This is a genomic window from Glutamicibacter sp. NPDC088483 (assembly GCF_044753145.1).
Classification (GTDB): Bacteria; Actinomycetota; Actinomycetes; order Actinomycetales; family Micrococcaceae; genus Glutamicibacter.
Genome location: NZ_JBIVMP010000005.1, coordinates 25,205 through 48,789 on the forward strand (window position 1 = coordinate 25,205; position 23,585 = coordinate 48,789).

23 protein-coding genes and 1 pseudogene are annotated in these 23,585 nt (G+C 60.1%); 12 read left to right on the forward strand and 12 right to left on the reverse strand.

All coding sequences use genetic code 11. The features are described from left to right. Positions 1 to 2 precede the first annotated feature (2 nt). Positions 3 to 1,274, forward strand: a complete 1,272-nt coding sequence (ilvA, locus tag ACIP6G_RS11270) for a threonine ammonia-lyase (protein ID WP_105657446.1) — start codon at positions 3 to 5, stop codon at positions 1,272 to 1,274. Between the two features lie 77 nt (positions 1,275 to 1,351). Here ilvA and greA read toward each other — a convergent pair whose 3' ends face one another. Beyond that, positions 1,352 to 1,846 (reverse strand): transcription elongation factor GreA, encoded by a 495-nt coding sequence (gene greA, locus ACIP6G_RS11275; RefSeq protein WP_105657447.1) that lies wholly within the window; start codon positions 1,844 to 1,846, stop codon positions 1,352 to 1,354. A 289-nt stretch (positions 1,847 to 2,135) separates the two neighbouring features. Next, positions 2,136 to 2,555 (reverse strand): DUF4307 domain-containing protein, encoded by a 420-nt coding sequence (locus ACIP6G_RS11280; protein ID WP_400290118.1) that lies wholly within the window; start codon positions 2,553 to 2,555, stop codon positions 2,136 to 2,138. A 239-nt stretch (positions 2,556 to 2,794) separates the two neighbouring features. Between ACIP6G_RS11280 and mca the strand changes: the two genes are divergently transcribed. From mca to ACIP6G_RS11305, 5 genes are all read left to right on the forward strand, one after another. Beyond that, entirely contained in the window at positions 2,795 to 3,661 is an 867-nt protein-coding gene (mca, locus tag ACIP6G_RS11285) for a mycothiol conjugate amidase Mca (protein WP_105657493.1), read from the forward strand. Positions 3,662 to 3,704: 43 nt separating this feature from the next. After that, on the forward strand, positions 3,705 to 3,986 hold the full coding sequence (locus ACIP6G_RS11290; RefSeq protein WP_105657449.1) for a hypothetical protein: 282 nt from the start codon (positions 3,705 to 3,707) through the stop codon (positions 3,984 to 3,986). 32 nt (positions 3,987 to 4,018) lie between these two features. After that, positions 4,019 to 6,133, forward strand: a complete 2,115-nt coding sequence (locus ACIP6G_RS11295) for a thioredoxin domain-containing protein (RefSeq protein ID WP_400290120.1) — start codon at positions 4,019 to 4,021, stop codon at positions 6,131 to 6,133. A 119-nt stretch (positions 6,134 to 6,252) separates the two neighbouring features. Next, on the forward strand, positions 6,253 to 7,014 hold the full coding sequence (locus ACIP6G_RS11300; protein ID WP_400290122.1) for an isoprenyl transferase: 762 nt from the start codon (positions 6,253 to 6,255) through the stop codon (positions 7,012 to 7,014). Between the two features lie 256 nt (positions 7,015 to 7,270). Then, positions 7,271 to 8,587, forward strand: coding sequence for a PhoH family protein (locus ACIP6G_RS11305; protein ID WP_105657452.1), 1,317 nt, complete (start codon positions 7,271 to 7,273; stop codon positions 8,585 to 8,587). On the opposite strand, the gene ACIP6G_RS11310 is transcribed toward ACIP6G_RS11305, so the two are convergent. Beyond that, positions 8,584 to 9,402 carry a hypothetical protein gene (locus ACIP6G_RS11310; protein WP_400290124.1) on the reverse strand — a complete coding sequence of 273 codons (819 nt, stop codon included), beginning with the start codon at positions 9,400 to 9,402 and terminating at the stop codon, positions 8,584 to 8,586. The genes ACIP6G_RS11305 and ACIP6G_RS11310 overlap by 4 nt on opposite strands. Positions 9,403 to 9,485: 83 nt before the next feature. Between ACIP6G_RS11310 and ACIP6G_RS11315 the strand changes: the two genes are divergently transcribed. From ACIP6G_RS11315 to ACIP6G_RS11325, 3 genes are all read left to right on the forward strand, one after another. Further along, a complete protein-coding gene (locus ACIP6G_RS11315) occupies positions 9,486 to 9,989 on the forward strand; it encodes a prepilin peptidase (protein WP_400290126.1) in 504 nt (167 codons plus the stop codon). Between the two features lie 4 nt (positions 9,990 to 9,993). Continuing rightward, on the forward strand, positions 9,994 to 10,461 hold the full coding sequence (locus ACIP6G_RS11320; protein ID WP_400290128.1) for an NUDIX hydrolase: 468 nt from the start codon (positions 9,994 to 9,996) through the stop codon (positions 10,459 to 10,461). 66 nt (positions 10,462 to 10,527) lie between these two features. Next, positions 10,528 to 11,097 carry a GNAT family N-acetyltransferase gene (locus tag ACIP6G_RS11325; protein WP_400290130.1) on the forward strand — a complete coding sequence of 190 codons (570 nt, stop codon included), beginning with the start codon at positions 10,528 to 10,530 and terminating at the stop codon, positions 11,095 to 11,097. Here the strand turns inward: ACIP6G_RS11325 and ACIP6G_RS11330 are convergent. The 4 genes and pseudogenes from ACIP6G_RS11330 to ACIP6G_RS11345 all read right to left on the reverse strand — a co-directional run bounded on the left by ACIP6G_RS11330 (position 11,094) and on the right by ACIP6G_RS11345 (position 15,316). Beyond that, a pseudogene (locus ACIP6G_RS11330) lies at positions 11,094 to 12,088 on the reverse strand (dipeptidase). The gene ACIP6G_RS11325 and the pseudogene ACIP6G_RS11330 sit on opposite strands and share 4 nt — an antisense overlap. Before the next feature lie 315 nt (positions 12,089 to 12,403). After that, a complete protein-coding gene (locus ACIP6G_RS11335; RefSeq protein ID WP_105657458.1) occupies positions 12,404 to 13,816 on the reverse strand; it encodes a class II fumarate hydratase in 1,413 nt (470 codons plus the stop codon). Positions 13,817 to 13,945: 129 nt separating this feature from the next. After that, positions 13,946 to 14,575, reverse strand: coding sequence for a carbonic anhydrase (locus ACIP6G_RS11340; protein ID WP_400290132.1), 630 nt, complete (start codon positions 14,573 to 14,575; stop codon positions 13,946 to 13,948). Between the two features lie 66 nt (positions 14,576 to 14,641). Then, positions 14,642 to 15,316: a DUF4245 domain-containing protein gene (locus ACIP6G_RS11345; protein ID WP_181148839.1), complete on the reverse strand. Its 675-nt coding sequence runs from the start codon at positions 15,314 to 15,316 to the stop codon at positions 14,642 to 14,644. A gap of 156 nt (positions 15,317 to 15,472) precedes the next feature. Here ACIP6G_RS11345 and glpX point away from each other — a divergent pair, with 156 nt between their 5' ends. Then, the gene (gene glpX / locus ACIP6G_RS11350; protein WP_105657461.1) at positions 15,473 to 16,507 is read left to right on the forward strand and encodes a class II fructose-bisphosphatase; all 1,035 of its coding nucleotides are present in this window, start codon (positions 15,473 to 15,475) and stop codon (positions 16,505 to 16,507) included. A gap of 108 nt (positions 16,508 to 16,615) precedes the next feature. Here the strand turns inward: glpX and manA are convergent, their stop codons facing one another. From manA to ACIP6G_RS11370, 4 genes are all read right to left on the reverse strand, one after another. Further along, positions 16,616 to 17,824, reverse strand: a complete 1,209-nt coding sequence (gene manA / locus ACIP6G_RS11355) for a mannose-6-phosphate isomerase, class I (RefSeq protein WP_400290134.1) — start codon at positions 17,822 to 17,824, stop codon at positions 16,616 to 16,618. A 66-nt stretch (positions 17,825 to 17,890) separates the two neighbouring features. After that, positions 17,891 to 19,516: an LCP family protein gene (locus ACIP6G_RS11360; protein ID WP_400290136.1), complete on the reverse strand. Its 1,626-nt coding sequence runs from the start codon at positions 19,514 to 19,516 to the stop codon at positions 17,891 to 17,893. A 17-nt stretch (positions 19,517 to 19,533) separates the two neighbouring features. Further along, positions 19,534 to 20,064, reverse strand: coding sequence for a 5-(carboxyamino)imidazole ribonucleotide mutase (purE, locus tag ACIP6G_RS11365; RefSeq protein WP_105657464.1), 531 nt, complete (start codon positions 20,062 to 20,064; stop codon positions 19,534 to 19,536). A 74-nt stretch (positions 20,065 to 20,138) separates the two neighbouring features. Beyond that, complete coding sequence (locus tag ACIP6G_RS11370; RefSeq protein WP_400290138.1) at positions 20,139 to 21,299, reverse strand: 5-(carboxyamino)imidazole ribonucleotide synthase; 1,161 nt, start codon at positions 21,297 to 21,299, stop codon at positions 20,139 to 20,141. A gap of 176 nt (positions 21,300 to 21,475) precedes the next feature. Here ACIP6G_RS11370 and ACIP6G_RS11375 point away from each other — a divergent pair, with 176 nt between their 5' ends. Beyond that, complete coding sequence (locus ACIP6G_RS11375; protein ID WP_105657466.1) at positions 21,476 to 22,045, forward strand: GtrA family protein; 570 nt, start codon at positions 21,476 to 21,478, stop codon at positions 22,043 to 22,045. Here the strand turns inward: ACIP6G_RS11375 and ACIP6G_RS11380 are convergent. Further along, positions 22,042 to 22,770 carry a TIGR03089 family protein gene (locus tag ACIP6G_RS11380; RefSeq protein ID WP_400290141.1) on the reverse strand — a complete coding sequence of 243 codons (729 nt, stop codon included), beginning with the start codon at positions 22,768 to 22,770 and terminating at the stop codon, positions 22,042 to 22,044. The two genes, ACIP6G_RS11375 and ACIP6G_RS11380, sit on opposite strands and share 4 nt — an antisense overlap. A 288-nt stretch (positions 22,771 to 23,058) precedes the next feature. Here ACIP6G_RS11380 and ACIP6G_RS11385 point away from each other — a divergent pair, with 288 nt between their 5' ends. Next, positions 23,059 to 23,583: a WhiB family transcriptional regulator gene (locus ACIP6G_RS11385; RefSeq protein ID WP_105657494.1), complete on the forward strand. Its 525-nt coding sequence runs from the start codon at positions 23,059 to 23,061 to the stop codon at positions 23,581 to 23,583. Positions 23,584 to 23,585: the final 2 nt, after the last annotated feature.

The window sequence follows — 23,585 nt, forward strand, 5'->3', positions numbered from 1 at the left end:
CCATGAGCACCGAACCTACTTTGCCGGTTACGCTGGCTGATATCGAAGCCGCCGCTGAAGTACTCAAACCGGTTATTGCCCGCACCCCGGTGGAGCATTCCCGTGTTTTGTCCCAGCATGTTGGCGCCGAAGTTTTCCTCAAATGCGAGAATATGCAGCGCGCTGGATCCTTCAAGGTCCGCGGTGCCTATGTACGCATGTCCAAGCTCAGCGACGACGAGAAGGCCCGAGGCGTGGTCGCCGCGTCGGCAGGCAACCACGCGCAGGGCGTTGCCCAGGCCGCCAGCCACCTCGGAATCAAGGCGCGCATCTACATGCCCCGGGGCGTCGCCTTGCCGAAACTGACCGCGACGCGTGATCATGGTGCAGAAGTCGTGCTTTTCGGTGACACCGTGGATGAAGCGCTGGCCGAGGCGCAGCGTTTTGCCGACGAGTCCGGGGCAGTCTTCGTGCATCCTTTCGACCACCCGGACATCATTGCCGGCCAAGGCACCATCGGCTTGGAACTGCTCGAACAGCTTCCTGAGGTGGACACCGTGCTGATGGGTGTTGGCGGCGGTGGACTGCTGGCCGGCGTCGCCATCGCGCTGAAGGCCAAAGCCCGCGAACTGGGCCGCGAGATCAAGGTGGTGGGTGTCCAGGCGGAGAACGCCGCGGCCTACCCGCCATCCCTGGCCGCTGACGCGTTGGTCCCGCTGGATAACGTGCACACCATTGCCGACGGCATCGCTGTAGGCAAGCCAGGGCAGCTGCCTTTCGCGATCATCAAGGAATTAGTTGATGACGTGGTGACGGTATCGGAAGATACGCTCGCACGAGCTCTGGTGGTGCTCCTGGAGCGCAACAAGCTCGTGGTGGAACCAGCCGGTGCGGTGGGCGTCGCGGCACTGCTGGAGAACAAGCTGGAAGCGCACGGGATCAATCCGGCAACCACCGCGGTAATCCTTTCTGGCGGCAACATCGATCCGCTGCTGATGCTCAAGGTGATCCAGCGTGGCCTGTCAGCGGCCGGCCGCTTCTTGACCATACGCATGATGCTCCCAGACCGCCCCGGCTCGCTCGCGCAGATCTCCAACATCATCGCCGAATCGGATGCGAATGTCACCCGTCTGGACCACACCCGTATCGGTGGTTCGCTGTCCATGGGCGATGTCGCGATCACCATCGACCTGGAAACCAAGGGCCATGAGCATTCCAAGACGGTGCTCAATAACCTGCGCGCCGAAGGCTTCGACCCGCAGATCACCAATACTGCCGGCGGTTCAGTCGCCTAGCGCATAAGCAGCAAAGTCCGAAGGCCGCCAACCCAGATGGGTTGGCGGCCTTCGGACTTTGCATTGCAGCCTAGTTGCTAGGACTGGTAAGGCTTTGCAGAGATGATCTCAACCTTGATGTCGCGGCCGTTTGGAGCCAAGTACGACAGCTTGTCGCCGACCTTTGCGCCGTGCACGGCAACGCCAATAGGGGACTGCTCGGAGTAGACCTCGAGGTCGGTGTCGCCGGCAACTTCGCGGGAGCCGAACAGGAAGGTGGTCTCGTCGCCAGCGATATTGGCGACAACCAGCATGCCTGGCTCAACAACACCGTCATCGGCAGGAGCATCGCCTACATCGGCGCGGCGCAGCAGATCCTTCAGGTAGAGGATGCGCGCTTCGGCCTTGCCCTGCTCTTCACGGGCGGCGTGGTAACCGCCGTTCTCCTTCAGGTCACCTTCCGAACGTGCCTGCTCGATACGGGCAACGATCTCGGCACGTCCCGGGCCTGAGAGGAAAGTCAGTTCGTCCTGGAGCCGATCGTAGGCTTCCTGAGTCAGCCAAACGACAGGTTCGTTGCTGTTGGTGCTCACGTTGTACTTCCTTTGGTCAGTTAGGACTTCGCTTGTCCTTGGGACCGATAAGTGGTCCTAAAGCCGAAAGCCACCGAAACGGTGGCGTCGACGAAGTCGGATTCGGTACGGATCTGAGGGCTCACACGTTATGGGCGATGCAAGCAAAGACCCCGCCAGGCTCATGTCCTAGTACTCAGCTAGAACCATGCGCCGATGCGGGGCGAAACGTATCTTTTCAACGATAGTAGTCGCCAAAACGATTTAAGCCCAATAGATTCAGCTATTAGGGGATGAAGAAGCTGAAATATTAACCCTTGTATTCCTGCGGAACCTCGTAGCAGGACTCCACGCCAGCGGTGGTCGCCAGGTTGTCGGTGTGCAGGTCAATCTCCAGGCGTTGGGTGATGTGCCCGGTAGCTTCTCCAGGATCAAGCAAAATGGTGTCGTATCCGACGATGGCCTTGGATTCGTTCATCGCACGAATATCGCACTGCACGCGGTGCTTGGTGTTGTATTCGACTGCGACAATGGCCTTGGCCTTCGTTGCGGAAATGACCTCGAACTCGATGTCCTGCGCGCTGATGGCGCTGTAGTTGTTGAAGCCGACATAGGCGGCCCCCGCAATGCCGACGGAGAGCGCGGCAGCAATTAGCCAGTTACGCGTTTTCCTGGGAAGACTGCGTTTCTTGGGGTTGTTGTAGCGAGCCGTTAAGCTTGGATCAGACATTATTTGCCTTGCACCACTCTCTTGCCTGGCGGCATTTGAACTGGGAATGCCGTACGTTGGTTCCTTACTCAAGTTTACCGTCTTTCAGCATGGGGGAATAACCGGTGGTCGGCTGTGAGTTGTTATGGATGACGGACAGATTCGAAGCTTCGGGCCGTCCAAAAACGTGGCATAAGGAAAGAAGATAAGTGGAGATTCACGACGTGAAGAAAATTGCTCCTTCGCAGGGTCTGCGGCTCATGGCTATTCACGCGCACCCGGACGACGAATCTTCAAAGGGTGCTGCAACGATGGCTGCCTATGTTGATGCTGGCGCCGAAGTGATGGTCGTTTCCTGCACCGGCGGTGAGCGCGGGGATATTCTCAACGCCGCCGCTGGCGAACTCGCCCATGCGCACCGCGACCTGGCAGGCGTCCGGCGGACCGAGATGGCCGAGGCCGCTGCAGTGCTGGGCGTCAAGCACCGCTGGCTGGGCTATGTTGACTCCGGCTTGCCGGAAGGGGATCCGCTGCCGGAGCTGCCCTTTGGCGCCTTCGCCTTGCAGCCAGTAGAAATCGCTGCTGCCGGCATCATCAAGCTGATCCGTGAATTCCGTCCCCACGTCATCACGACCTATGACGAAAACGGCGGGTACCCCCACCCGGACCACATCCACTGCCATAAGGTTTCAACCTTTGCCTTTGAGCACGCGGCTAATCCGCAGATGTACCCGGAACTGGGTGCGCCGTGGTCGGTGAGCAAGTTGTACTACGACCGTGCTTTCGCACCGGATCGTTTCCGCACCTTGCACTACGCGATGCTGGAAGCAGGTTACGAGTCCCCCTACACCGAGCGCGTTGCGCTGTGGGAAGCGGACGAGGAAAACCAGATGTTCAAGTGGGTTTCCCCACACACCACGACCACCCAGATCAACTGCGCGGATTTCTTCTCGCAGCGCGATCAGGCGTTGCTGGCCCACAGAACCCAGATCGACCCGGAAGGTTTCTTCTTCGCCGTACCGGAACACGTCTACGCGGAGCACTGGCCGTGGGAAGACTACACGCTGATTTCCTCCAAGGTAGCTACCGAGTTGCCCGAGACCGACCTGTTTGCCGGACTAAGATAGTACTAAGCGCTTTCCAGTACTAGAAAAGAGTTGTCTTTACATCGTGAATACGATCTTCGAATCCCTGGCTCTGACTTCCTCGACCCTCGGTGTCGGTACGGAGACCAGCAGCGAATACGGTCCAGGATTCCTTGGGTTCATTTTCACCGCAGCCTTGGTGGTTGCCGTGATCTTCCTGATTCGCGACATGGTCCGTCGAGTGCGCCGCGTGCGCTACACCTCGGAAGCCGAGGCAAAGCAGCAGGAAATGGTGGCCAAGGGGGAAGAACGCAAGCTTCAGGAATCCGAAGAGCCGCACGACCCGAAGACCGACGAACAGCAGTAGGCGCTTTGTGAGCTGCGCGATAGCATGATTGCGTGGCTCAACGACTCGCTGGCTCATCCAGCCAATACCTCAGACAGCATTCGCACCAACTTGTCGACTGGTTCCCCTATGGGGACGAAGCCTTCGAACAGGCCCGGTTGCGCGACGTACCGGTCATGCTTTCCATCGGCTACGCTGCCTGCCATTGGTGCCACGTGATGAGCCACGAGTCTTTCGACGATCCTGAAATCGCGGCGCTGCTGAACGAAAACCTCGTAGCTATCAAAGTGGACCGCGAAGAGCATCCGCTCGTGGACGACACCTACATGCTGGCTACCCAGGCGCTCACCGGTGCCGGTGGTTGGCCGATGACGATTTTTGCCCTTCCTGACGGGCGTACCGTGCATGCCGGCACGTACTATCCGAAGACGCCCCGTGGCAAGACTCCGAGCTTCCGCCAAGTGCTCAACGCCGTCCACGAGGCCTGGGAAACCAAGCGCGATTCGCTGGAAGAGCAGGCCCAGATGCTCGCCGCGCATTTGGCAGAACTCGGAAGCCGCCAGAGCTCGCTGTTGTCGCTGCAGTCGCAGCAGCCAGCAGAGCAGGCCTTCGGCGCAGCACTTGATCGATGGGTTGCCGCCACCAAACCAGAAGGCGGCTTCACCCCGGCGCCTAAATTCCCGCCGACCTGGGCTCTGAAGACACTGTGGCGTGCAGTGGTCACCACCCCGAACCGCGCCACCGAGGCCTTCGCCGCAGCGGCCACCCATCTCGAAGCGATGTTCCTTGGCGGCCTGCAGGATCATATTGATGGCGGTTTCGCCCGTTACTGCGTTGATGAGTACTGGTCGGTCCCGCACTTCGAGAAGATGCTCTACGACAATGCCGGCCTGCTTTCACTGGCGGCTCGCACCAGTGTCCTGGCGGCGGAATTCGCCCGCAAGTCCGAAGGGGAGATAGCCCAGCGCGCGCAGAATCTCGCCGGGCTCGCCCAGCGCAGCGCCCAAGGCATTATCGACTTCCTCAGCGAGGAACTGCTCACCGCATCTTCGGCCGCTCCAGCTTTCGCGGCTTCCCTTGATGCCGATTCATCCCGTGATGGCCAGCAGATCGAGGGCGCGTACTACACCTTTAGCCGCGAGGAAATCGCACTGGTCACCGACCCTTTGATTCAGCGGCTGCCCAAGGGGCTGTTGCGTTTCGCGCCGGTGGCCGAGGACCCGCAGAACTTCTGCTTCTCGCTGTTGAGGGTTCCTGAAACGAACGAAATCGGTGTTCTCCATGAACTGCGGGATGCAATGCGCACGCTGCGCCGCTCGCGAATTATGCCGGTCCGCGATGAGAAGGTGATCGCCGGTTGGAACGGGCTGGCCATCGAAGCCTTGTCTGAAGCCGCGCTGCTCCTGGACCAGCCAGAAGCCTTGGCGCTCGCCGAGAAGGCAGCAACCTCGGTGTGGACGATGCAGTGGGACGAAAAAGCCGGACGGCTGGCCCGCGTGAGCTTCGCCAATCATGCTGAGCACGGCAATGAAGGCACCTTGCAGGACTATGCCGCCCTGGCCCTGGGATTCTTGGCGTTGGGCCAGGCCACCGGGCACAAGCAGTGGGCCGAGCGTGCCAGCGACTTGCTGGGACGCGCTGCCGACTTCGTAGACCCGGAAACCGGGGTGCCGCGTGACGCGGTCCAAGCCGATGCGCGCATCGCAACCCAGCGCAGCAACATTGCTGCCGTCACGGTGCTTGATGATGCGCTGCCGGCCTCGGGTGCGCTCTACGCCAAGGCGCTGGCGATGCATGCCCTGCAGTCCATGGCGGCGGGAGACTACACCGAAGCAGATGCGGCGGACTTGGAAAGCGCCCGCGTACTTTCTGCCCACGCCCTGGCTTTGGCCAGCGACGCGCCAACACAGGTAGCGACCGCCTTGGAAGTGCAGTGCATAGTTTCCAGCCCGGTCCAGTATCTTGCGCTGTCGCAGTGGGATTCGGCAGAAGCCAAGCGCGTGCGTTCGGTGGCGATGAGCCTCGGATTGAATGTGCGCCACGATCCGTCGCTACCTGGTGCGGCCCAGACCGTCCAGATCCAGCCTTGCCGCGAAGAGCTTTGCCAGATGCCTGTAGCCGGGATGGACGGATTGTTCTCGCTGTTCGCTTCCGGAAAGGGTGCCTGAGCCCGGGAGAATGTGTCCATCGTGGACGCGGTGAAGCGGGCAGATACCCATGCTGGGCGATAAATAGCGGTAGATTTAGAACCTAGAGTTTTTGGAATCTATCGAAAGGCAGGGACAAGGTGCAGCTTCCGAACCTTGCGTACCGTTACTACGAACGGCGCTTGGCGAAGTCCCTCCCTGCCGACAAGCTTCCGCACCATATTGGCGTGATGGTCGATGGCAACCGCCGGTGGGCCAAGCTGGCCGGCACCCCGACCATGGCAGGCCACCAGGCCGGTGCGGACAAGATCCTGGAGTTCCTCGATTGGTGCGAGGACCTGGACATCCAGATGGTTACCTTGTACATGCTCTCCACCGACAACCTCAATCGAGAAGCCAGCGAGTTGCGCGACCTCTTGGAAGTTATCGGCACGACCCTGGACCGTCTGGGAGAGACCAACCGGGTCAAGGTCCAGCAGGTGGGAGCCAAGGACCTGCTGCCTGAAGACCTGGGGCAGAAGCTTGCCGCGCTGGAAACCGTTACCGCCAACCGCACCGGCGTTCATGTGAATGTGGCCATCGGCTACGGCGGACGCCGTGAAATCCTTGATGCTTTCAAGTCACTGCTTTGCAAGGCCGCCGAGGATGGACGCACGGTCGAGGAACTTGCCGCCGGACTGTCCACTGAAGACATCGAATCGGCACTGTACACCAAGGGCCAGCCAGACCCGGATTTGGTGATCCGCACCAGCGGGGAACAGCGTCTCTCCGGCTTCTTGACCTGGCAAAGCGCCTACTCGGAGTTCTACTTCTGCGAGGCATTGTGGCCGGATTTCCGCCGCGTGGATTTCCTGCGTGCGTTGCGCGACTTTGCTGATCGCCAGCGCCGCTTCGGCACCTGAGCCCCGAATCGTGCACCCGGCTCAGCTGTTCAGCTAATCGTTACCTGAACGTAGTCCCCCGGTAGCGCTTCAAGGTCTATGGTGATCATAAGGCCGGGGCAACAAGACCCAGCTGATCGAAGGGTTCCTCACTAGATGACCAAATGCAGCGCCAGCCGGAGCAATTGCCGGAATCGCCTTGGACATCCGGTGTCGGGATTCCCCACTTACGCGTGGGGAGAGTCCCCACGCCGGATTCGAGAATGGGTGCGCTGCCATGACACGAACAGCCGAACAGGGTGTACGAACCTACGTCATTGATACTTCGGTTTTGCTTTCTGACCCGAAAGCCATGTTCCACTTCGATGAGCACCATGTCGTGATCCCGCTGACTGTCGTCACCGAGCTGGAACATAAGCGCAAGGATCCTGATCTGGGCTTCTTCGCACGCCATGCCTTGCGTGTGCTGGACGAGCTGATTGCCAGCCATGGGGGATTAGCCCAAGCGGTGCCCGTGTCCAAAACTGGTGGAACGCTGCGCATTGAACTGAACAACATCGCCCCGGAAGTCCTGCCGGTGGGCATGCGCTCAGGCGATAACGATTCACGCATCCTGGCTGTCGCCAAGCACCTGCTGGATGCTGGCCTCGACGTTGCGCTGGTCACCAAGGACCTGCCGATGCGCATCAAGGCCTCTGCCATGGGCATCCATGCCGAGGTGTACCGCAATGAGCTGATCGCCTCGACCGGGTGGACCGGCATACAGCAGCTGGAACTGGGCGAAGAGACCATGGCCAAGCTCTACGAACATGAACAGCTTCTGAACCACCCTGCGGTCGCCGATGAACCGATCAACACCGGGTTCGTCATCACATCCCCGCGCGGAAGCGCCCTGGGCCGCAAGGTTGATGCGAACACCTTGAAGCTGGTGCGCGGCGACCAGCAGGCCTTCGGATTGCATGGACGCAGTGCAGAGCAGCGCATCGCCTTGGACCTGCTGATGGATCCATCCGTGGGCATCGTCTCCCTGGGCGGCAACGCCGGAACCGGTAAATCGGCGTTGGCCCTGTGCGCCGGAATGGAAGCAGTGCTTGAACGCAGGGAACACCGCAAGATCACCGTGTTCCGTCCGCTCTATGCCGTTGGCGGCCAGGAACTAGGCTACCTGCCGGGCTCCGAGGGCGAAAAGATGGGACCTTGGGCCCAAGCGGTCTTCGATACCCTCGGCTCGATCGTGTCGAAGAATGCCATTGATGAAGTGGTCGAACGCGGGATGCTTGAAGTCCTGCCGCTGACCCACATCCGCGGGCGTTCGCTGCATGATTCCTTCGTCATTGTTGATGAAGCCCAGTCGCTGGAACGCAATGTTCTGCTCACGGTGCTATCGCGCATCGGGCAGAATTCCAAGGTGGTGCTCACCCATGACGTGGCACAGCGCGATAACTTGCATGTAGGCCGCTACGACGGTGTCGCCGCGGTCGTGGAACAGCTCAAGGGACATGCCCTCTTCGGGCATGTGACCCTGACCCGTTCCGAGCGCTCTGCTATCGCCGCGCTAGTCACCAACCTGCTTGATTCGCCCACCTTGTCCTAGGATTGGCGCTCGCTGCGCAGCTCCCACGGAATCGGCGCCCGCACGTCGGTAAGCGTGGGAGCTGGGGCGGTGAACAAGGAATCGATGTAGTACTCGTTCTGGGCCAGGACCTGAAGCGACAGCTCCGGGGCCACAGGCATCCCGGCCTGGGCGGAGAGCACCCGGCGGCTCAGGCAGACGCCTGTTGCCAGATCCAGTACCACGAGGGTTCGTGTCCCGGCGGGAACGAGAGGACAGTTGGCCAGTGCGGGCTGGTAGTTGTGTCCCGCAGTGAGAACGGCGGCTAGAGCAGGCCGGTTGCCATGGGTGATCTCTGCGAGCTCGTGAATGTAGGTGGGGTGGTCGAAAGCGAGATCATGGGCGGCAGGCTCGGTGCCGGCAAGTTCCACCGGATCGAGCATTGGTTCCCAATGCTCCAAGGGCAGCAACCCATTGAAGCCAGAAATTTGTGGACGGCGCAAGATCAGGTGGTCTGAGGTATAAACCGGGGAGGTCAGCGAGGCCGGCAGCTTCCATGAGGAATTGGTGGCTGCGACGTAGCCTCGGCTCCGATCTGCGGTGAACTTCTCCTTTTGGTACACCAGTTGCCCCTCGGCCGAGCGCACGGCTATGGCTTCTCGCTGGCGGAGGATGGCGGTCAGCTGGCCTTCCAGGCCTTCGCCCGGTTGGGCGTAATGCTCCGGGACCTGGACCTGGAACTGCAAGGAGGTGCTCAGCCATGGGGCGGACCGGGCCAAGGCACGGAAACGACGACGGGCCGCCGACTCAGGGGCGGAGTGCCCGGGGAAAAGAACTGGAACTGCTGGAACGTCCATACTCCAATTGTAGAAGCGGCTGAATTATTCACAAGAGGAAGACCCCTCTGCCGAAGATCCAATGAGGTGCCTATGCTCTATGCATGTCAGAAATTTGGAACGTGGCACAGGAAAGCCCGACCGCCGCAGCACTGGTTCTCCTCCAGCTAGCCTGCTTTCTTGGTTTCGGGTTCCTCCTGTCCAAGGAAGACATGGCGACGCATCGTTTGCCCAACCGGCTACTGGCTTACTGGTTGGCGGCCAGCATCGTGGTGATCGCGCTGCTGGGGATCTTCCGTTCTGATGGGCATGGGCTGCTGATGAGCCTTTTGGGGTTGCTGCTGCTTGGCGGAGGCTATCTGCTCCTCGCGCTGATTTCCGCTGGGGCAATGGGCATGGGCGATGTGAAGCTGGCCGGCGTGCTGGGCATGAATCTCGGATACTATTCCTTGCCCAGCTTGTTCTTCGCGACCTTGCTTGCCTTCCTGCTGGCCACCGGCTGGGTTATCGGGGGCGTGGCCGTGCGGAAATTGACGCTGAAATCAGCGGTCCCTTTCGGCCCCTTCATGCTCATTGGGTCTTTAGCAGTGCTGCTTATGGCACGATGAAATCATGGCAACTCCAGAATTCGTAACCCATCTTCGAGAACGCATCGGTCATGAACTGCTATGGCTCTCCGGGGTGAAAATAGTTGTCCTCCACGACAGCCGGGTGCTGTTGGTGCGACGTGCCGACAATGGCAAATGGACCCTGCCAGCAGGAATTATTGATCCAGGCGAAGAGCCTTCGCATACAGCACACCGCGAAGTGCTGGAAGAAACCGGCGTTGAATGCGAAATCACGGACCTGTTGGGGGTCGGGGTGACAGCTCCCACGGTGTATCCCAATGGGGATCACGCGCAGTACCTGGATGTAGTTTTCAAGGCTCGGCACCTTTCCGGCACCGCGAAGGTCAACGATGACGAGAATTTGGAAGTGGGGTACTTCGAACTGGCTGACCGGCCAGAACTCCCGCCGCTGCACGAACGGGCGCTGCAATGGGCGATGGACCCTCGGCCCGGTGGCTATTTCGCCAGTTGACGCTTCCTGCCTTCAACTCCGCGGTGGCATGCGTGAATGCCACCGGCATGAGCTTAGACTTGCTCCATGACCGGGATTGGACTGATTGAACCTTCTGCCGCACTGCATGCTTCCTTCATGCGGAGCACAACCGAATGGGCGGGGGCGGAGCAGGACGGGGCCTCGGTCTTCTACGCTGCCAAATACGGTTGGGATCTGCGCAATGCAGAAGACTTCGCGCAGTGGGTCCAGCTGCTCAAGGATCTGGAAAAGCCGCACTTCACGCCACCGGAAGGCTTCGTTGCGCAAAGCACCCTGTGGCTAGCGCACGACGATGAGTACTTGGGCGCGGTCAGCTTGCGTCACGAGCTGGGCAATGATTTCCTTCGCGAAGTCGGCGGGCACATCGGCTACGGCATACGCCCGAGCGCCCGTGGCAATCGCCTGGCCAGAACCGCGCTCGCCGGATCCCTCGAACAAGCCCGCAGCCTTGGCCTGCCGCGGGTCCTGCTTACCTGCAACGACTCCAATACTGCTTCGGCGCGAACCATCGAAGCTTGCGGCGGAGTCCTCGAACGCGTCGTTTCGGTCGCCGAAATCGGGCCCCGCTTCGGCTCCACCGAGGACCTGCGACGCTATTGGATTGAACTGAGCTAGTTCGCTGGAAGCACCTCGCGGAATACGCGCAACGTATTTCCGCCCATGATGGCCGCGATTTCCGTATCCGAATAGCCGCGATTCATCAGTTCCTGGGTGATGACAGCAATCTGGCTGGCATCCCATGCGACGGTAGTTGCTCCGTCGAAGTCGCTGCCCAAACCGACGTGTTCGATTCCTGCGACCTTGATGACGTGCTCCATCGCGTCCACCACCGAATCCACATCCAGGGTGCAGACCGCAGCGTCCCAGTAGCCAATTCCGATAACGCCGCCGGTCCGGCTATGGCCTGGATCTGATCGTCAGTGAGGTTCCGGTTCACATCGCAGGTGGCTTGGACACCGCCGTGGCTGAATACCACGGGTTCAGTAGCCAGGGAGAGGACTTCATTGAAAGCCGCGTCGCTGGAATGCGCCAGGTCGACGATGACCCCCAGCTCTTCCATGCGCTTGAGTGCAGCACGGCCAAGGTCGGTGAGCCCTGATTTCTCGACCCCGTGTTTGGAGCCGGCCACCGAGTTGTCGAAGAAGTGCGTGAACCCGGCCATGCGCATGCCATCGTTGAACAGGACATCAACGTTCCTGACGTCGCCCTCAAGATTATGCAGGCCCTCTACCGAGAAGAGGCCTCCGGTGACCTGCTGGCCGCTCTTGCGGTCCTTGAACAGCTGGTCGAGCTCGGCGGTGGTGGTGATGGTGCGCAGGGTGCCTTGAGAGTCGGCGGCGTCGTCGCGCAGTTTCTTGGCCTGGTAGCGCGAACGCTCCAGGAGCGAGAACCAGGTCTGAGGCGGTTGCAGCTGGACAATGCCCAGCAGCGTGATGTTATCCGATTCGGCGCTGGTGGAGTCGTAATTCTGTCCGACGGGCGACTTGGAAACCGATGAGAAGACCTGCAGGGCGACATTGCCTTCTTCCATGCGCGGCAGGTCGACATGGCCGCGGTCCGAGCGCTTGAGCAGCGAACGGTCCCACATCAGGGTGTCGGCATGCATGTCGGCAATCTGCAAGCGCGAATGCAGTTCCGAGGCGTCGTCGCCGACCGCTGGCAGATCCGCGGCCTCGATCTTATTGCGGGTGTTTTCCACGATGCCGGGAGCAAAAGCGAAGAATGCGGCCAAGAGGACTACGAGCGTGCCGGAAATCCAGAGGCCAAGACGTTTAAAAGTGCGAGATGTGGTGCGGGTCAGAAGTGGAGGCTAGCGGATGTTACCGGTAAGTAGGAGTCTGTTTTTCCGGGTTAAAGTACGCTACCGCGACCCGATGCCGAGCATCGAGCCGCGGTAGCAGCAGGGGGGAGCGCCAGGGGATTAGTGCTTGCCCACCATGGTGGAAACATCCAGAAGCTGGTCGAGCTGTTCCTCAGTGACTTCACCGCGTTCAACGAAGCCCAAAGCGATGGTTGCTTCGCGTACGGTCAACCCCTCGGCGACAGCCTTCTTGGCGATCTTGGCTGCGTTTTCATAGCCGATCAGCTTATTCAGCGGGGTGACAATCGATGGGGAAGCCTCGGCCAGGAAGCGCGCGCGTTCCACATTGGCCTTGATGCCGTCGATCATCTTTTCGGCCATCACCGTTGAGGTGCTGGACAGCAGGCGAATGGATTCGAGCAGGTTGGAGGCCATGACCGGGATGCCCACGTTCAGCTCGAAGGCGCCGTTGGTTCCGGCCCAAGCGATGGCGGTGTCGTTGCCGATGACCTGGGCTGCTACCTGGATGGTTGCCTCCGAAATGACCGGGTTGACCTTGCCGGGCATGATGGAGGATCCTGGCTGCAGATCAGGGATCGCAATTTCTCCCAAGCCGGTGTTGGGGCCGGAGCCCATCCACCGTAGGTCATTGGCGATCTTTATCAACGAGATAGCGATGGTGCGCAAAGCTGCGGAGGCCTCGACCAGTCCGTCGCGGTTGGCCTGTGCTTCGAAATGGTTGCGCGCCTCGGTGATGGGCAGGCCGGTGTCTTCGCGCAGGAACTCGATGACCTGCTGCGGGAAGCCGTCTGGGGTGTTGATGCCGGTGCCTACCGCGGTGCCGCCCAGGGGAACTTCGGCAACGCGTGGCAGGGCCGCTTCGATGCGTTCAATGCCGTAGCGTACCTGTGCTGCGTAGCCGCCAAATTCCTGGCCAAGGGTGACTGGGGTGGCATCCATCAGGTGGGTGCGGCCGGATTTGACCACATCCTTGAACTCGGCGGACTTCGCCTCCAGCGAGGAAGCCAAGGTTCCGAGGGCCGGGACCAGGTCATTGAGCAGAGCTCCGGTGGCGGCAACATGCACGGACGTCGGGAAGACGTCGTTGGAAGATTGCGAGGCGTTCACGTGGTCGTTCGGGTGGACCTCGGTGCCGCTGTCCCGGGCCTTCAAGGCACGGGTGGCCAATTCGGCGAGAACTTCGTTGGTGTTCATATTCGAGCTGGTTCCGGAACCGGTCTGGAATACGTCGATGGGGAAGTGCTCGTCGTATTGCCCGGTAGCGACCTGATCGGCTGCGGCCACAATGGCCTCAGCGCGTTCTTCGTCGAGAACGCCGAGCGCCAGGTTGGCTCGTGCGGCGGCCTTCTTGACCTGGGCCAGGGCCTTGATATGCGAGGATTCCAAGGTCTTGCCCGAGATCGGGAAATTATCGACGGCACGCTGGGTTTGCGCGCGGTACAGGGCCTGAGCCGGAACTCGGACTTCGCCCATGGTGTCATGTTCGATACGGAAATCGTCACTGTTAGTCATGAGCCCAGAGTACGCCCGAACCGTCATCGAATGACAGGTCTCTGACGTAAACATCACAACCAACAGTGACGCTTCACCGAATTGGGAATAAAAGCCGTTTTACAAGGCTTTTCCTGAAGCTTGGAGCTTCTAGTCGAGGCCCAGGCTGGAGACCAGCTGGGCACGGCCATCGTGCAGGTGGTAGGCAACGCCGGCGACCGCGGTGCGGCCCTCTTCGATGGCCAGCGCGATGATGCTGGACAGGTCGACGAGGCGGTCGGTGGTCTGCTTGACGTGCTCGACAACGGTGCCGTTCACGTCGGTGATGCCCTTGCGTTCGGCGGCATGGACTGAAGGGGTGATGTGCTCGACCAGGTCGCGAACGAAGCCCTTGGGCATGTTGCCAGTTTCCTTGGCCTGGATGGCGCTGGTAATCGCACCGCAGGAGTTATGCCCGAGGATGACGATCAACGGCACGTTCAGGGCGTCAACGGCGAATTCCAATGAACCGAGGCTTGCCGGATCCAGGACGTGGCCTGCGGTACGCACCACGAACATGTCGCCCAAACCCACATCGAAAATGATCTCTGCCGCAAGGCGGGAATCAGAGCAGCCGAAGATGACAGCGAAAGGTTCCTGGCCGGAGATCAACTTCTGCCGTCGAGCACTGTCCTGGTTGGGGTGCTGGGTATCTTCGTTGACGAAACGGAAATTGCCGGCGCTGAGCTTTTCCCAAGCCTCTTTAGGCGTCAGGGTCAGTTGTGTTGATTCAGAGAGCATGACTCAGATTCTACGGGATGCTGTTCGAATATCGAATATATGACTGGCTTTTCCCGTGAACGTGACTTAATCCAGCTCGCTAGCGACCTGTTCGGCAACACTGTTCAGCTGTTCGGCCGAGGTGTCACTGGAAAGTACGACGGTGGAGTCCTTGAACTCGGAGATCAGGTACGTGCTCTGGTCCTTGGTGCGCACTTCCCACTGCGCTCCGCCGATGGTGCGAGTTTCGGTTGGTGTCGCCGCATCGGTGATCAGGGCTATCCAGGTCGGGTTGGCGTCAGCAGCTTGGCGAACCCACACGAAGTTCTTGTCTTCGAAGACGAGGCCGCATTCCCAATAGGGCACTCCCTGTGCAGTGTTAGCCTGCCAGCGAGCGAAGTTCGCATATGCCTTGTCGCCCAGTTCCGGGGCGAAGATCTCAAAGCCAGAAATCTGTTCCGTCTGTTCCGCGGTGGCCTGCAGGTTGACGTCGCTTTCAAACGCGTCGTCCTTGGGCGGCGGGTTGAGCATGAGCACTGGAATGAGTATGGCAACCGTGAAGCCGATGGACAGCACCATGCCCTTGAAGGTCTGGTTCGCGCGCTTGGCCTGCTTCTCGGTGAGCTGCGGCTTGTACGGCAGATCCTCGAAGGTGGCATTCGGATCGTCGAGGCTTCGAGGGGACGCAGCAGGCGTCTGGGTACCGTTGGCCGTGTTGCCGGTAGCCGGGACGCTGTTCTCGGTGTTCTTCTCAGGTTGCACGCCTTCCATTCTCCCCGAAGATTCTGTGGAATTCGAACCAGAGTGCCCAAACGCACGTCGAACTATGAGCAGGCACTCCCGACACGAACTGTAAAGCGAAAACTCTAGAGGATAGAATGTCCTTGTTTGCATAGGCGCAATGACTACGACTCAGTGATGGGATCTTTCGTGACCGAAAAGAACAATTATGCCCACCTTTCTCCGCGACTGTCGGTTTCCGACGCGGAGCCGGACCGCAACCTAGCACTGGAGCTGGTGCGTGCAACCGAAGCGGCAGCCATCGCTTCCTCGCCGTGGGTCGGATTCGGTGACAAGAATGCCGCAGACGGTGCCGCAGTCGACGCCATGCGCGGCTTGCTGTCCACCGTGAACTTCAACGGCGTTGTCGTGATTGGCGAAGGTGAAAAAGACGAAGCTCCAATGCTGTTCAACGGAGAACAGGTTGGCAGCGGCACCGGCGCCGAATGCGACGTCGCAGTCGACCCGATTGACGGAACCCGTCTGACCGCACTGGGCCTGAACAACGCCCTGTCCGTGTTGGCCGTAGCCGACCGCGGTTCGATGTTCGACCCCTCCGCCGTGTTCTACATGGAGAAGCTGGTCACCGGGCCAGAGGCAGCCGAGCTCGTTGACCTCCGCCTGCCAGTGAAGCAGAACCTGCACCTGATCGCCAAGGCCAAGGGCAAGAAGGTCAGCCAGGTGACTGTGACCATCCTGGACCGCCCACGCCACGCTGGCCTGATCGAGGAGATCCGCGCGGCTGGTGCCCGCACCAAGCTGATTATGGACGGTGACGTTGCCGGCGCCATCGCCGCAACCCGCGAAGGCACCGGCGTTGACGCGCTGATGGGTGTCGGCGGCACCCCTGAAGGCATCGTGACCGCCTGCGCTATCAAGGCGCTGGGCGGCGTGATCCAGGGCCGCCTGTGGCCAACTGATGACGACGAGAAGCAGAAAGCCATCGACGCCGGCCACGAATTGGGCCGCGTGCTGACCACTAACGACTTGGTGACCTCGGATAACTGCTACTTCGCAGCGACCGGCATCACCGACGGCGACCTGCTGCGCGGTGTCCGCTACAAGGATAACCGCATCCACACCCAGTCGATCGTCATGCGTGCCAAGTCCGGCACCATCCGCTTCGTCGAGGGTGAGCACCACCAGGATAAGTGGGAAGCCTACACCCGCTAATCCGCATCTGGTTGCAAAACTGCGAGCCATGGACTTGATTCAAGTCCATGGCTCGCAGTTTTGCGTTTGGCCCCCGATGGCGCCACGAAGGGCCTCAGGGCAGTGCAGCTAGTCGATCTGGGCGCTGGCTGCGAAGAGCTGGCCCGGAACGGTGCCCTGCAAGATGGCGGTGGCTGGCAATTCGGCCGCGGTGAGGAACAACGACTGCCCGCGGCTGATGCTGCGTTCGCCTTCACGCGTGGCTACCAGGAACTCACCGGCGGTGCACAGCAGCACAGCGGCACCGTGCAGCTGCAGATCAGCGGCAAGGCCCGGCTCTATGGGATCGAGTACCTGCAGCTGGAACTCTTCGAAGTCGGGCTTGTACAAGCGGTCATGGGTATCAAGGGCCACCGGCTCCAGGATCGGGGCAGGGGAGGGGGCGGCAATGGTGACGTCCAGCAGTTCGGGAACATCGATATGCTTGCTGGTCAGACCTCCACGCAGCACATTATCCGAATTGGCCATGACCTCGATTCCCAAACCGCGCAGGTAGGCGTGGACGTTGCCGGCACCCAGGCTGATGGCCTGGCCAGGTTCCAGGAAGATCAGATTCAGCAGCAGGGCGACCAAGACCCCCGGATCGCCAGGATAGATCTTGTTGATCGAGGCTAGCTCGGCGAAATGGGCATTGCCGTGCAATTCGGGGCTGCCTGCCACTGCTTCGCTGATCTGCGCTACCAGCTGGGAAATTTCCTCCCCCGCGGTCAGCACATGCTTGAAAGTCCGGGCCAGCGGATCGGTGCCCTGCAGCAGATCGAGCAGCTGGCCTATCGGGGCATGCGCCGAGTCCGGCAGGTGCGCGGCCAGGATCTGCAGGTCTTCAACAATCTGCGCTGGTTGGCGGAAGCCCGATAGCGCCACGAAGTCGGTGAGGGCAAAGAGCATCTCCGGCTTGTGGTTGTCATCGCGGTAGTTGCGGTCAGCAGCATCCAAAGGCTTGCCGTCCGCGTTTTCCTGGGCGAAACGCTCTTGGGCCTGCTTCAGCGTGGGGTGCGTCTGGATCGACAGCGGCTGGGTCGCCGAGAGCACCTTGAACAGGTAGGGCAGACGTCCGTAGCGCTGGGCGACTGCTGAACCCAGTATGTGCTCTGGATCCTCGGCGATGAAATCATTGAGCGCTGTCCCGCTATCGGAGATCCGGCTCGGGCACCCGGGATGGGCACCGAGCCACATCTCGGCCTGCGGGGTGGTTTCCGCGGGCAGATCGAGCAGATCGGAAATCTGCGAAGCAGATCCCCAGTGGTAGTCCCTAATCGCGTTTTTCAACTCGAACACGTCTTTTGACCATAGCCTTTCAGGAGCGGTAGTTGGGTCGCATGGCGGTCGGGGGGTCTTAACCGTTTACGGAACCGAGCATTCGTCGTTATTGGCCGCGATCTCTGAAATCAACGTGCGGTAGCCGGCCATTTCCAATTGCACCAAGTACTCTTCGGTGATCGGGCTGCCATCTGGCTGGGTGAATTCAGGGCTGTCCTCTTTCGACAGCTTCGGAGCATTGTTCACGTCAGTGGTTTCCGGCGCTTCTTCGGAAGCCTGGGTTGTTTCTTCCGGAGCCGAGGACTTGGAGGTGTCCCCGCTCTTTTCAGGACTGTCCTTCTTCTTTTCCTTCTTCTTCTCCGGCTCGTTCTGCTTTGCGATCAACGTCTGGATACGCTCTTGCAGCTTGTCGAAGTCGGGGTAGGTGGAGAAGCTGCGTTCGAAGTCCGGCGCACCGAGGGTCAAGCGGGCCATTGGCTCCTTGGAGACCTTCTCGGCCAGGGATACGAAGGAACCGAGCTGACCTGCTGGAATGTCGGTTTCAACCAGCTGTTCACCGGCGGACATGATCGAAGTGAAATTGCTCAGGATCGTTTGCGGCTTGAACTGCTTGATGATTCCCTGCTGCAAGCACTGCTGGCGCTTGATGCGGTGGTAGTCATCGGTGAAGTCGCGTGAGCGAGCAAACCACAATGCCTGCTTGCCGGTGAATTCGTGGGTGCCCGGTGCGAACCAGTGCGTGCGCACGGTGCTGTTCTCGTGGTATTTCCCGTTGTAGGGAACCCATCCGCCGGAGTCGATGGTGACCCCGCCCAATGCGTCGACAAACTGCTCGAACCCGGCCATGTTGATCATGACGTAGCCCTGGACAGGTAGCCCTGTGGTGCCTTCCAGCGCGTCCATGGCAGCTTGCGCGCCGACGTTCTTCACGGACTCGGGGAACGCATCGGCGTGCTCGGTTTCGGCATTGCGGTAGATGGCGTTGAAGATGCATTCGTCGCCGCAGTTGTAGCCTTCGGGCCAGATCTTCTCCATGGGCGAGCCCGGGGCGAAGCGTGCGCTCTGGAAGTTGCGCGGCACCGAGATCAGCAGGCTTTTGCCGGTTTTGGCATCAACAGAAAGCAGAGCCGCAACGTCGGTGCGGACGCCTTCGCGGTTGGCACCGGAGTCGGCACCGAACACTGCGATGTTGTAGCGCCCGTCGACTGGCTCGAAGGCGGGTCCTTCATCGAATACGGCCACAATGGTTTCGCGTCCGGTATTCAGCAGCGAGGCGCCGTAGATGAAGACACCGCTGGTGGCCACCACGGCTGCCAGGGTGAAAATGGTAACGATGGCACGCATGCCAGGGGCCAGCAGCTTGGGCCGGATAATCACCAAGGTGTTGGTGAACATGATCAGCCAGCCCAGGGCCAGCGTGCCGAGCACGATGATCAGGAACAGCTGGAAGTTCGGGTGGGCAGCCCAGCCGAGAATGATCGAACGATCAATGAAGTACAGGGCAACCAGCGCAAGAATGGCCAGCCAGCAGGCCATGGTGATGGACACTGCGATCCGTCCAAGCTTGCGATTTCCCGCGACCAGCTGAGCGCCGCCGGGGAAGAAGATGGTCAGCAGGACCAGGATCAGAGCCCGCTTGCTGCGCTGCGGAGAGCTGATGGTCTCTGGCTGGCGCAACGGACTTGGTGCGCGGTGACTGGCAGAACCCATGTACTTTTGGACTTTCCCTAGGAAGCGAAATTCTCGTTGGCAACTTCAGCGCGCAAAGCCGAACCCTTGGCATGGGCTTGCTCGCGCAGTGAATCTGCAAACTGAAGCAACTTTACCTGTAACGATTCGGCTAGCTCATCGGTTCCCGCTGCGAGCATGCGCACAGCCAGCAGGCCGGCATTGCGTGCTCCGCCAATGGAAACAGTTGCTACGGGGACTCCTGCAGGCATCTGGACGATGGAGAGCAGGGAGTCCATTCCATCTAGTTTAGCCAGTGGAACTGGAACTCCGATCACCGGCAGCGGTGTAACAGCTGCAAGCATGCCCGGAAGATGCGCTGCACCGCCTGCGCCGGCGATGATTGCGCGCAGTCCGCGTTCGTGGGCTTTCTTGCCGTAATCGATCATTTCTTCTGGCATGCGGTGCGCCGAAACGACGTCCGCTTCAAAAGGGATTCCGAATTCGGCCAGTGCCTGTGCGGCCAGGCGCATGACCGGCCAATCGGAATCAGAACCCATTACGAGGCCGACCAGTGGTGCTTCAGACATGAGATATTTCCTTGCGGTGTTCTAGTAAGAGCCGCTGCCCGGTACGCGGCAGCGGCTCTTGATCAAAATAAAGTCTAGACGGCGGCTTCGATGCCGTCGCGGATGAGCGCGGCAACCTTCTTGGCCTGCGAACGAAGTTCATCTACGCTTTGCCCGGCGTTAGCCACAACGTTGACGTGGCCGATCTTGCGGCCCGGGCGCACGGACTTGCCGTAGGCATGAACTTTGACTTCTGGCGCGGCGGCCAAGGCGGCTTGGAAAGCCGAGTAGAGGTCCTGGTTGGCGCCGCCGAGATAGTTCTTCATCACAGTCACGCCCAGCTCGCGGGTTTCGCCCAGCGGCAGATCCAGGACCGCACGCAGGTGCTGCTCGAATTGGCTGGTGACCGAACCGTTCATGGTCCAGTGGCCGGTGTTGTGCGGGCGCATGGCCAATTCGTTGATCACGAAACCGGCTCCTGAACCCGGGGTTTCAAAGAGCTCTGCGGCCATGACTCCGGTGACGCCGAATTCTTCGGCGATGCGCAAGGCCGCATCGGCTGCGGTGGCTACGGTGGCTTCGTCAATATCCTGGGCAGGCGCGATCACTTCATCGCAGACTCCATCAACCTGGATGGTGTGGACCACGGGCCAAGCCTTGGCCTCGCCTGAAGGGGTGCGGGCTACCAACGCGGAAAGTTCGCGGGAGAACTCGACCTTGTCCTCGGCCAGCAGCGGGCCATGGGCGAACCAGTCGGCGGAATCCTTGGCGTCTTGGGCATTGTCCAGCATGCGCACGCCCTTGCCGTCGTAGCCGCCGCGCGGGGTCTTGAGCACAATGGGCCAGCCGGTCTGCTCACCGAAAGCGATCAGGGCATCGACATCGTCAACCTTGGCCCACGCAGGGTTCGGTAGTCCGAGGCGTTCGATGGCCTCGCGCATGACCAGCTTGTCCTGGGCATGGATCAGCGCAGCCGGACGGGGCTGGATGTTGACGCCCTCATTGATCAGGGTGGTCAAGAATTCGTTGGGCACGTGCTCGTGGTCAAAGGTGACAACGTCCTTGCCCTTGGCGAATTCACGCAGGGTTTCGAGGTCTTTGTAGTCGCCTACAGGAGCGTCGGGAACGCTTCGCGCAGCCGAAACATCAGGACCTTCGGCAAGAACATGCAGTTCGAAACCTAGGTTCAGGGCCTCGGGGGCCATCATTCGGGCTAGCTGCCCGCCACCAATCACACCAATTTTTGGAAAGCTCACGATTACAAGGGTATCGAAAGCGACGTTGAGAATCGCATGCGCGTTGTCTGATTACTCTCACAATTCGGTCAATTTCCAGAAAGTGCCGATAAAATAGCAAGATCGCGCGCTTCTCGTAGTGCTTAGCGCGCCTTGTTACTGCTAGCCAGACGGGAACAATATTCCCTGGAGGACAATTGCTCGAGCGCATCAAACTCAAAATAGCCGGACTCATCTCGTTGCTGTGGCGCGAGGTGGCGAAGTTCGGCGTCGTCGGTGGCGTTGCGTTCATCATCGACTCGGGGATCTACGTCTGGCTCCTGCACGGTTCCATGAGCGATTCCCAGGTTAAAGCGAAAATCATTGCTGGCGTCGTCGCGACGATGTTCTCTTGGGTGGCCAACCGCTACTGGACTTTCCGCCACCGCCGCCAAGCCAATGTGGTGCGCGAACTCGTGATGTTCATCATCATGAATGCCATCGGATTGGGCATTGCCGCGGCCTGCGTATGGGTCACCAAATACTGGTTGGGCTTGACCGATCCGACTTCGGTGTTCATCGCCGGTTCGGTAGTCGGCTTGGTGCTCGGCACCATCTTCCGTTTCTTCGCCTACCGTTTCTGGGTCTTCGGCAGCGCGATGGATGCGGAGGAAGAATTCGCCCACGACCACGAAGTTCTGGGCAATCACAAGGCCGATACCGGCGCTGACGCAGCGCATTCCGCTGGCCAGGCCGATACCGGCACGGTACCGACGGTGGCTCGCTAATCCGCTGGTCGGTAGTCGAAGTTAATGCGTTCGCCGTCGCGCAGGCGCTGGGTCACTTCCATCCCGTCTTCTACTAGCACAATTCCGTCACCCGCTGCCCACTGGCCAATGGCGAAGGGCAGCAAGGAGAGCACGGGTTGCTGCGCACGCACTAGAATTGTTCCTTGCGCCTTAGCTTCGGTATCGAATAACGCAGCAAGGCTGACCGGGGCGTCACCATTGGTTGCGATGGCTGAGGCATCACCAGTTACTGGCGAGGGATAGAACTGATCCCCGTAGGTACGCACGGAGGCATTGAAGTCTTCTGCGACGGGGCCGAGATCCGAGCCGAAGGACAGCGCGAGAGCTGCCGGGTTCACGGCAAGGATTTCAGAGCTGCTGGGTATGCGCTCATCATCCGGTTGGGCTGTCACCCACACCGATGCCTGCTGTGCATCATCATGCCCAGCATCGACCAGCGTGGCGCCATGGTGCAGCGCGGCCAGGGCCACGACCAGGGACTTCCAATGCGCCGGCAAATCGAGCACCACGATCGAGTCTTCATCGAGGTCGAAAACCTCGCCCAAGAGATTGGCGCTTTTAGCGACCCAATTGTCAAATACCCGTCCGGACAGCTCGATGCGTTCCCCGCCGACGGAGTACCAGGTGAGCCATGGGGAGGCTGAACTGCGTCGCGGCGCGAGAAGATTCTCGACAAATGTTCGTGATTGTAGGCTATTGCTCACTGGATGTCCTTAAATTTAATTACTGAGAATTCACCGAGAATTCAGCCAAGACGGGACTCGCCCACCTCATGTGCTTCTTTTGACGGCGTGTTGTGCCGGGAGTTTCCTGAGAACTCTTCTTAGAATGACCTCCCCGCTTGACTCTAGCGGAGTTACACGGCTGTAATTAGATGGTGAGTCCGGGCAGGTTCATCACTTTTCGCTAGTTCGATGGAATAAATGTTGCCGGATGGATCGGGAGCAATGACGGCCCGATCTCCTCAAACCAATCGAAAGGTCAACATCACCATGGCGAATCTGGAGCAGGGGTACTCCGAATTTTCGACCTCGGCTGTTGCGTCGGCTCAATATGGGCTGGAGGACGCACCATCCGACTGGTTTGTCGATCCTCAAGCCGGTGAGTCCGCACGGGTTGCAGTTGCAGCCGATCTGGAGACCGCAGCCGACAGCTTCCTGAAAGAGCACGACACGTTATCCGACACCGAAGAAATCTCCTCGGTTGGCTCGTGGGCTCCTGAGCTCGACGAGGATGACGAAGTGCGCGAAACCATCAAGGCAGTTTGGCTTGGTGTTGGCGGCGAAGTTGACGAGGGCGAGCTGGGCTGGCAGGCCCGTGCTCTGTGCGCACAGACTGACCCCGAAGCGTTCTTCCCTGAAAAGGGCGGATCGACTCGCGACGCGAAACGTGTCTGCGGCGCATGTGTTGTCCGTTCGGAATGTCTAGAATATGCCTTGAGCAATGACGAGCGCTTCGGAATCTGGGGAGGGCTCTCAGAGCGCGAACGTCGCCGTCTACGGAAACGAGCAATCTAATT

What these genes read in the sequence shown, in the direction of transcription:
- ilvA (WP_105657446.1), top strand. Translation starts at nt 3, where the DNA reads ATGAGCACCGAACCTACTTTGCCGGTTACGCTGGCTGATATCGAAGCC.
- ACIP6G_RS11280 (WP_400290118.1), bottom strand. Translation starts at nt 2,555, where the DNA reads ATGTCTGATCCAAGCTTAACGGCTCGCTACAACAACCCCAAGAAACGC.
- mca (WP_105657493.1), top strand. Translation starts at nt 2,795, where the DNA reads ATGGCTATTCACGCGCACCCGGACGACGAATCTTCAAAGGGTGCTGCA.
- ACIP6G_RS11305 (WP_105657452.1), top strand. Translation starts at nt 7,271, where the DNA reads ATGACACGAACAGCCGAACAGGGTGTACGAACCTACGTCATTGATACT.
- ACIP6G_RS11310 (WP_400290124.1), bottom strand. Translation starts at nt 9,402, where the DNA reads ATGGACGTTCCAGCAGTTCCAGTTCTTTTCCCCGGGCACTCCGCCCCT.
- ACIP6G_RS11315 (WP_400290126.1), top strand. Translation starts at nt 9,486, where the DNA reads ATGTCAGAAATTTGGAACGTGGCACAGGAAAGCCCGACCGCCGCAGCA.
- ACIP6G_RS11320 (WP_400290128.1), top strand. Translation starts at nt 9,994, where the DNA reads ATGGCAACTCCAGAATTCGTAACCCATCTTCGAGAACGCATCGGTCAT.
- ACIP6G_RS11325 (WP_400290130.1), top strand. Translation starts at nt 10,528, where the DNA reads ATGACCGGGATTGGACTGATTGAACCTTCTGCCGCACTGCATGCTTCC.
- ACIP6G_RS11335 (WP_105657458.1), bottom strand. Translation starts at nt 13,816, where the DNA reads ATGACTAACAGTGACGATTTCCGTATCGAACATGACACCATGGGCGAA.
- ACIP6G_RS11340 (WP_400290132.1), bottom strand. Translation starts at nt 14,575, where the DNA reads ATGCTCTCTGAATCAACACAACTGACCCTGACGCCTAAAGAGGCTTGG.
- glpX (WP_105657461.1), top strand. Translation starts at nt 15,473, where the DNA reads ATGGGATCTTTCGTGACCGAAAAGAACAATTATGCCCACCTTTCTCCG.
- ACIP6G_RS11360 (WP_400290136.1), bottom strand. Translation starts at nt 19,516, where the DNA reads ATGGGTTCTGCCAGTCACCGCGCACCAAGTCCGTTGCGCCAGCCAGAG.
- purE (WP_105657464.1), bottom strand. Translation starts at nt 20,064, where the DNA reads ATGTCTGAAGCACCACTGGTCGGCCTCGTAATGGGTTCTGATTCCGAT.
- ACIP6G_RS11385 (WP_105657494.1), top strand. Translation starts at nt 23,059, where the DNA reads ATGGCGAATCTGGAGCAGGGGTACTCCGAATTTTCGACCTCGGCTGTT.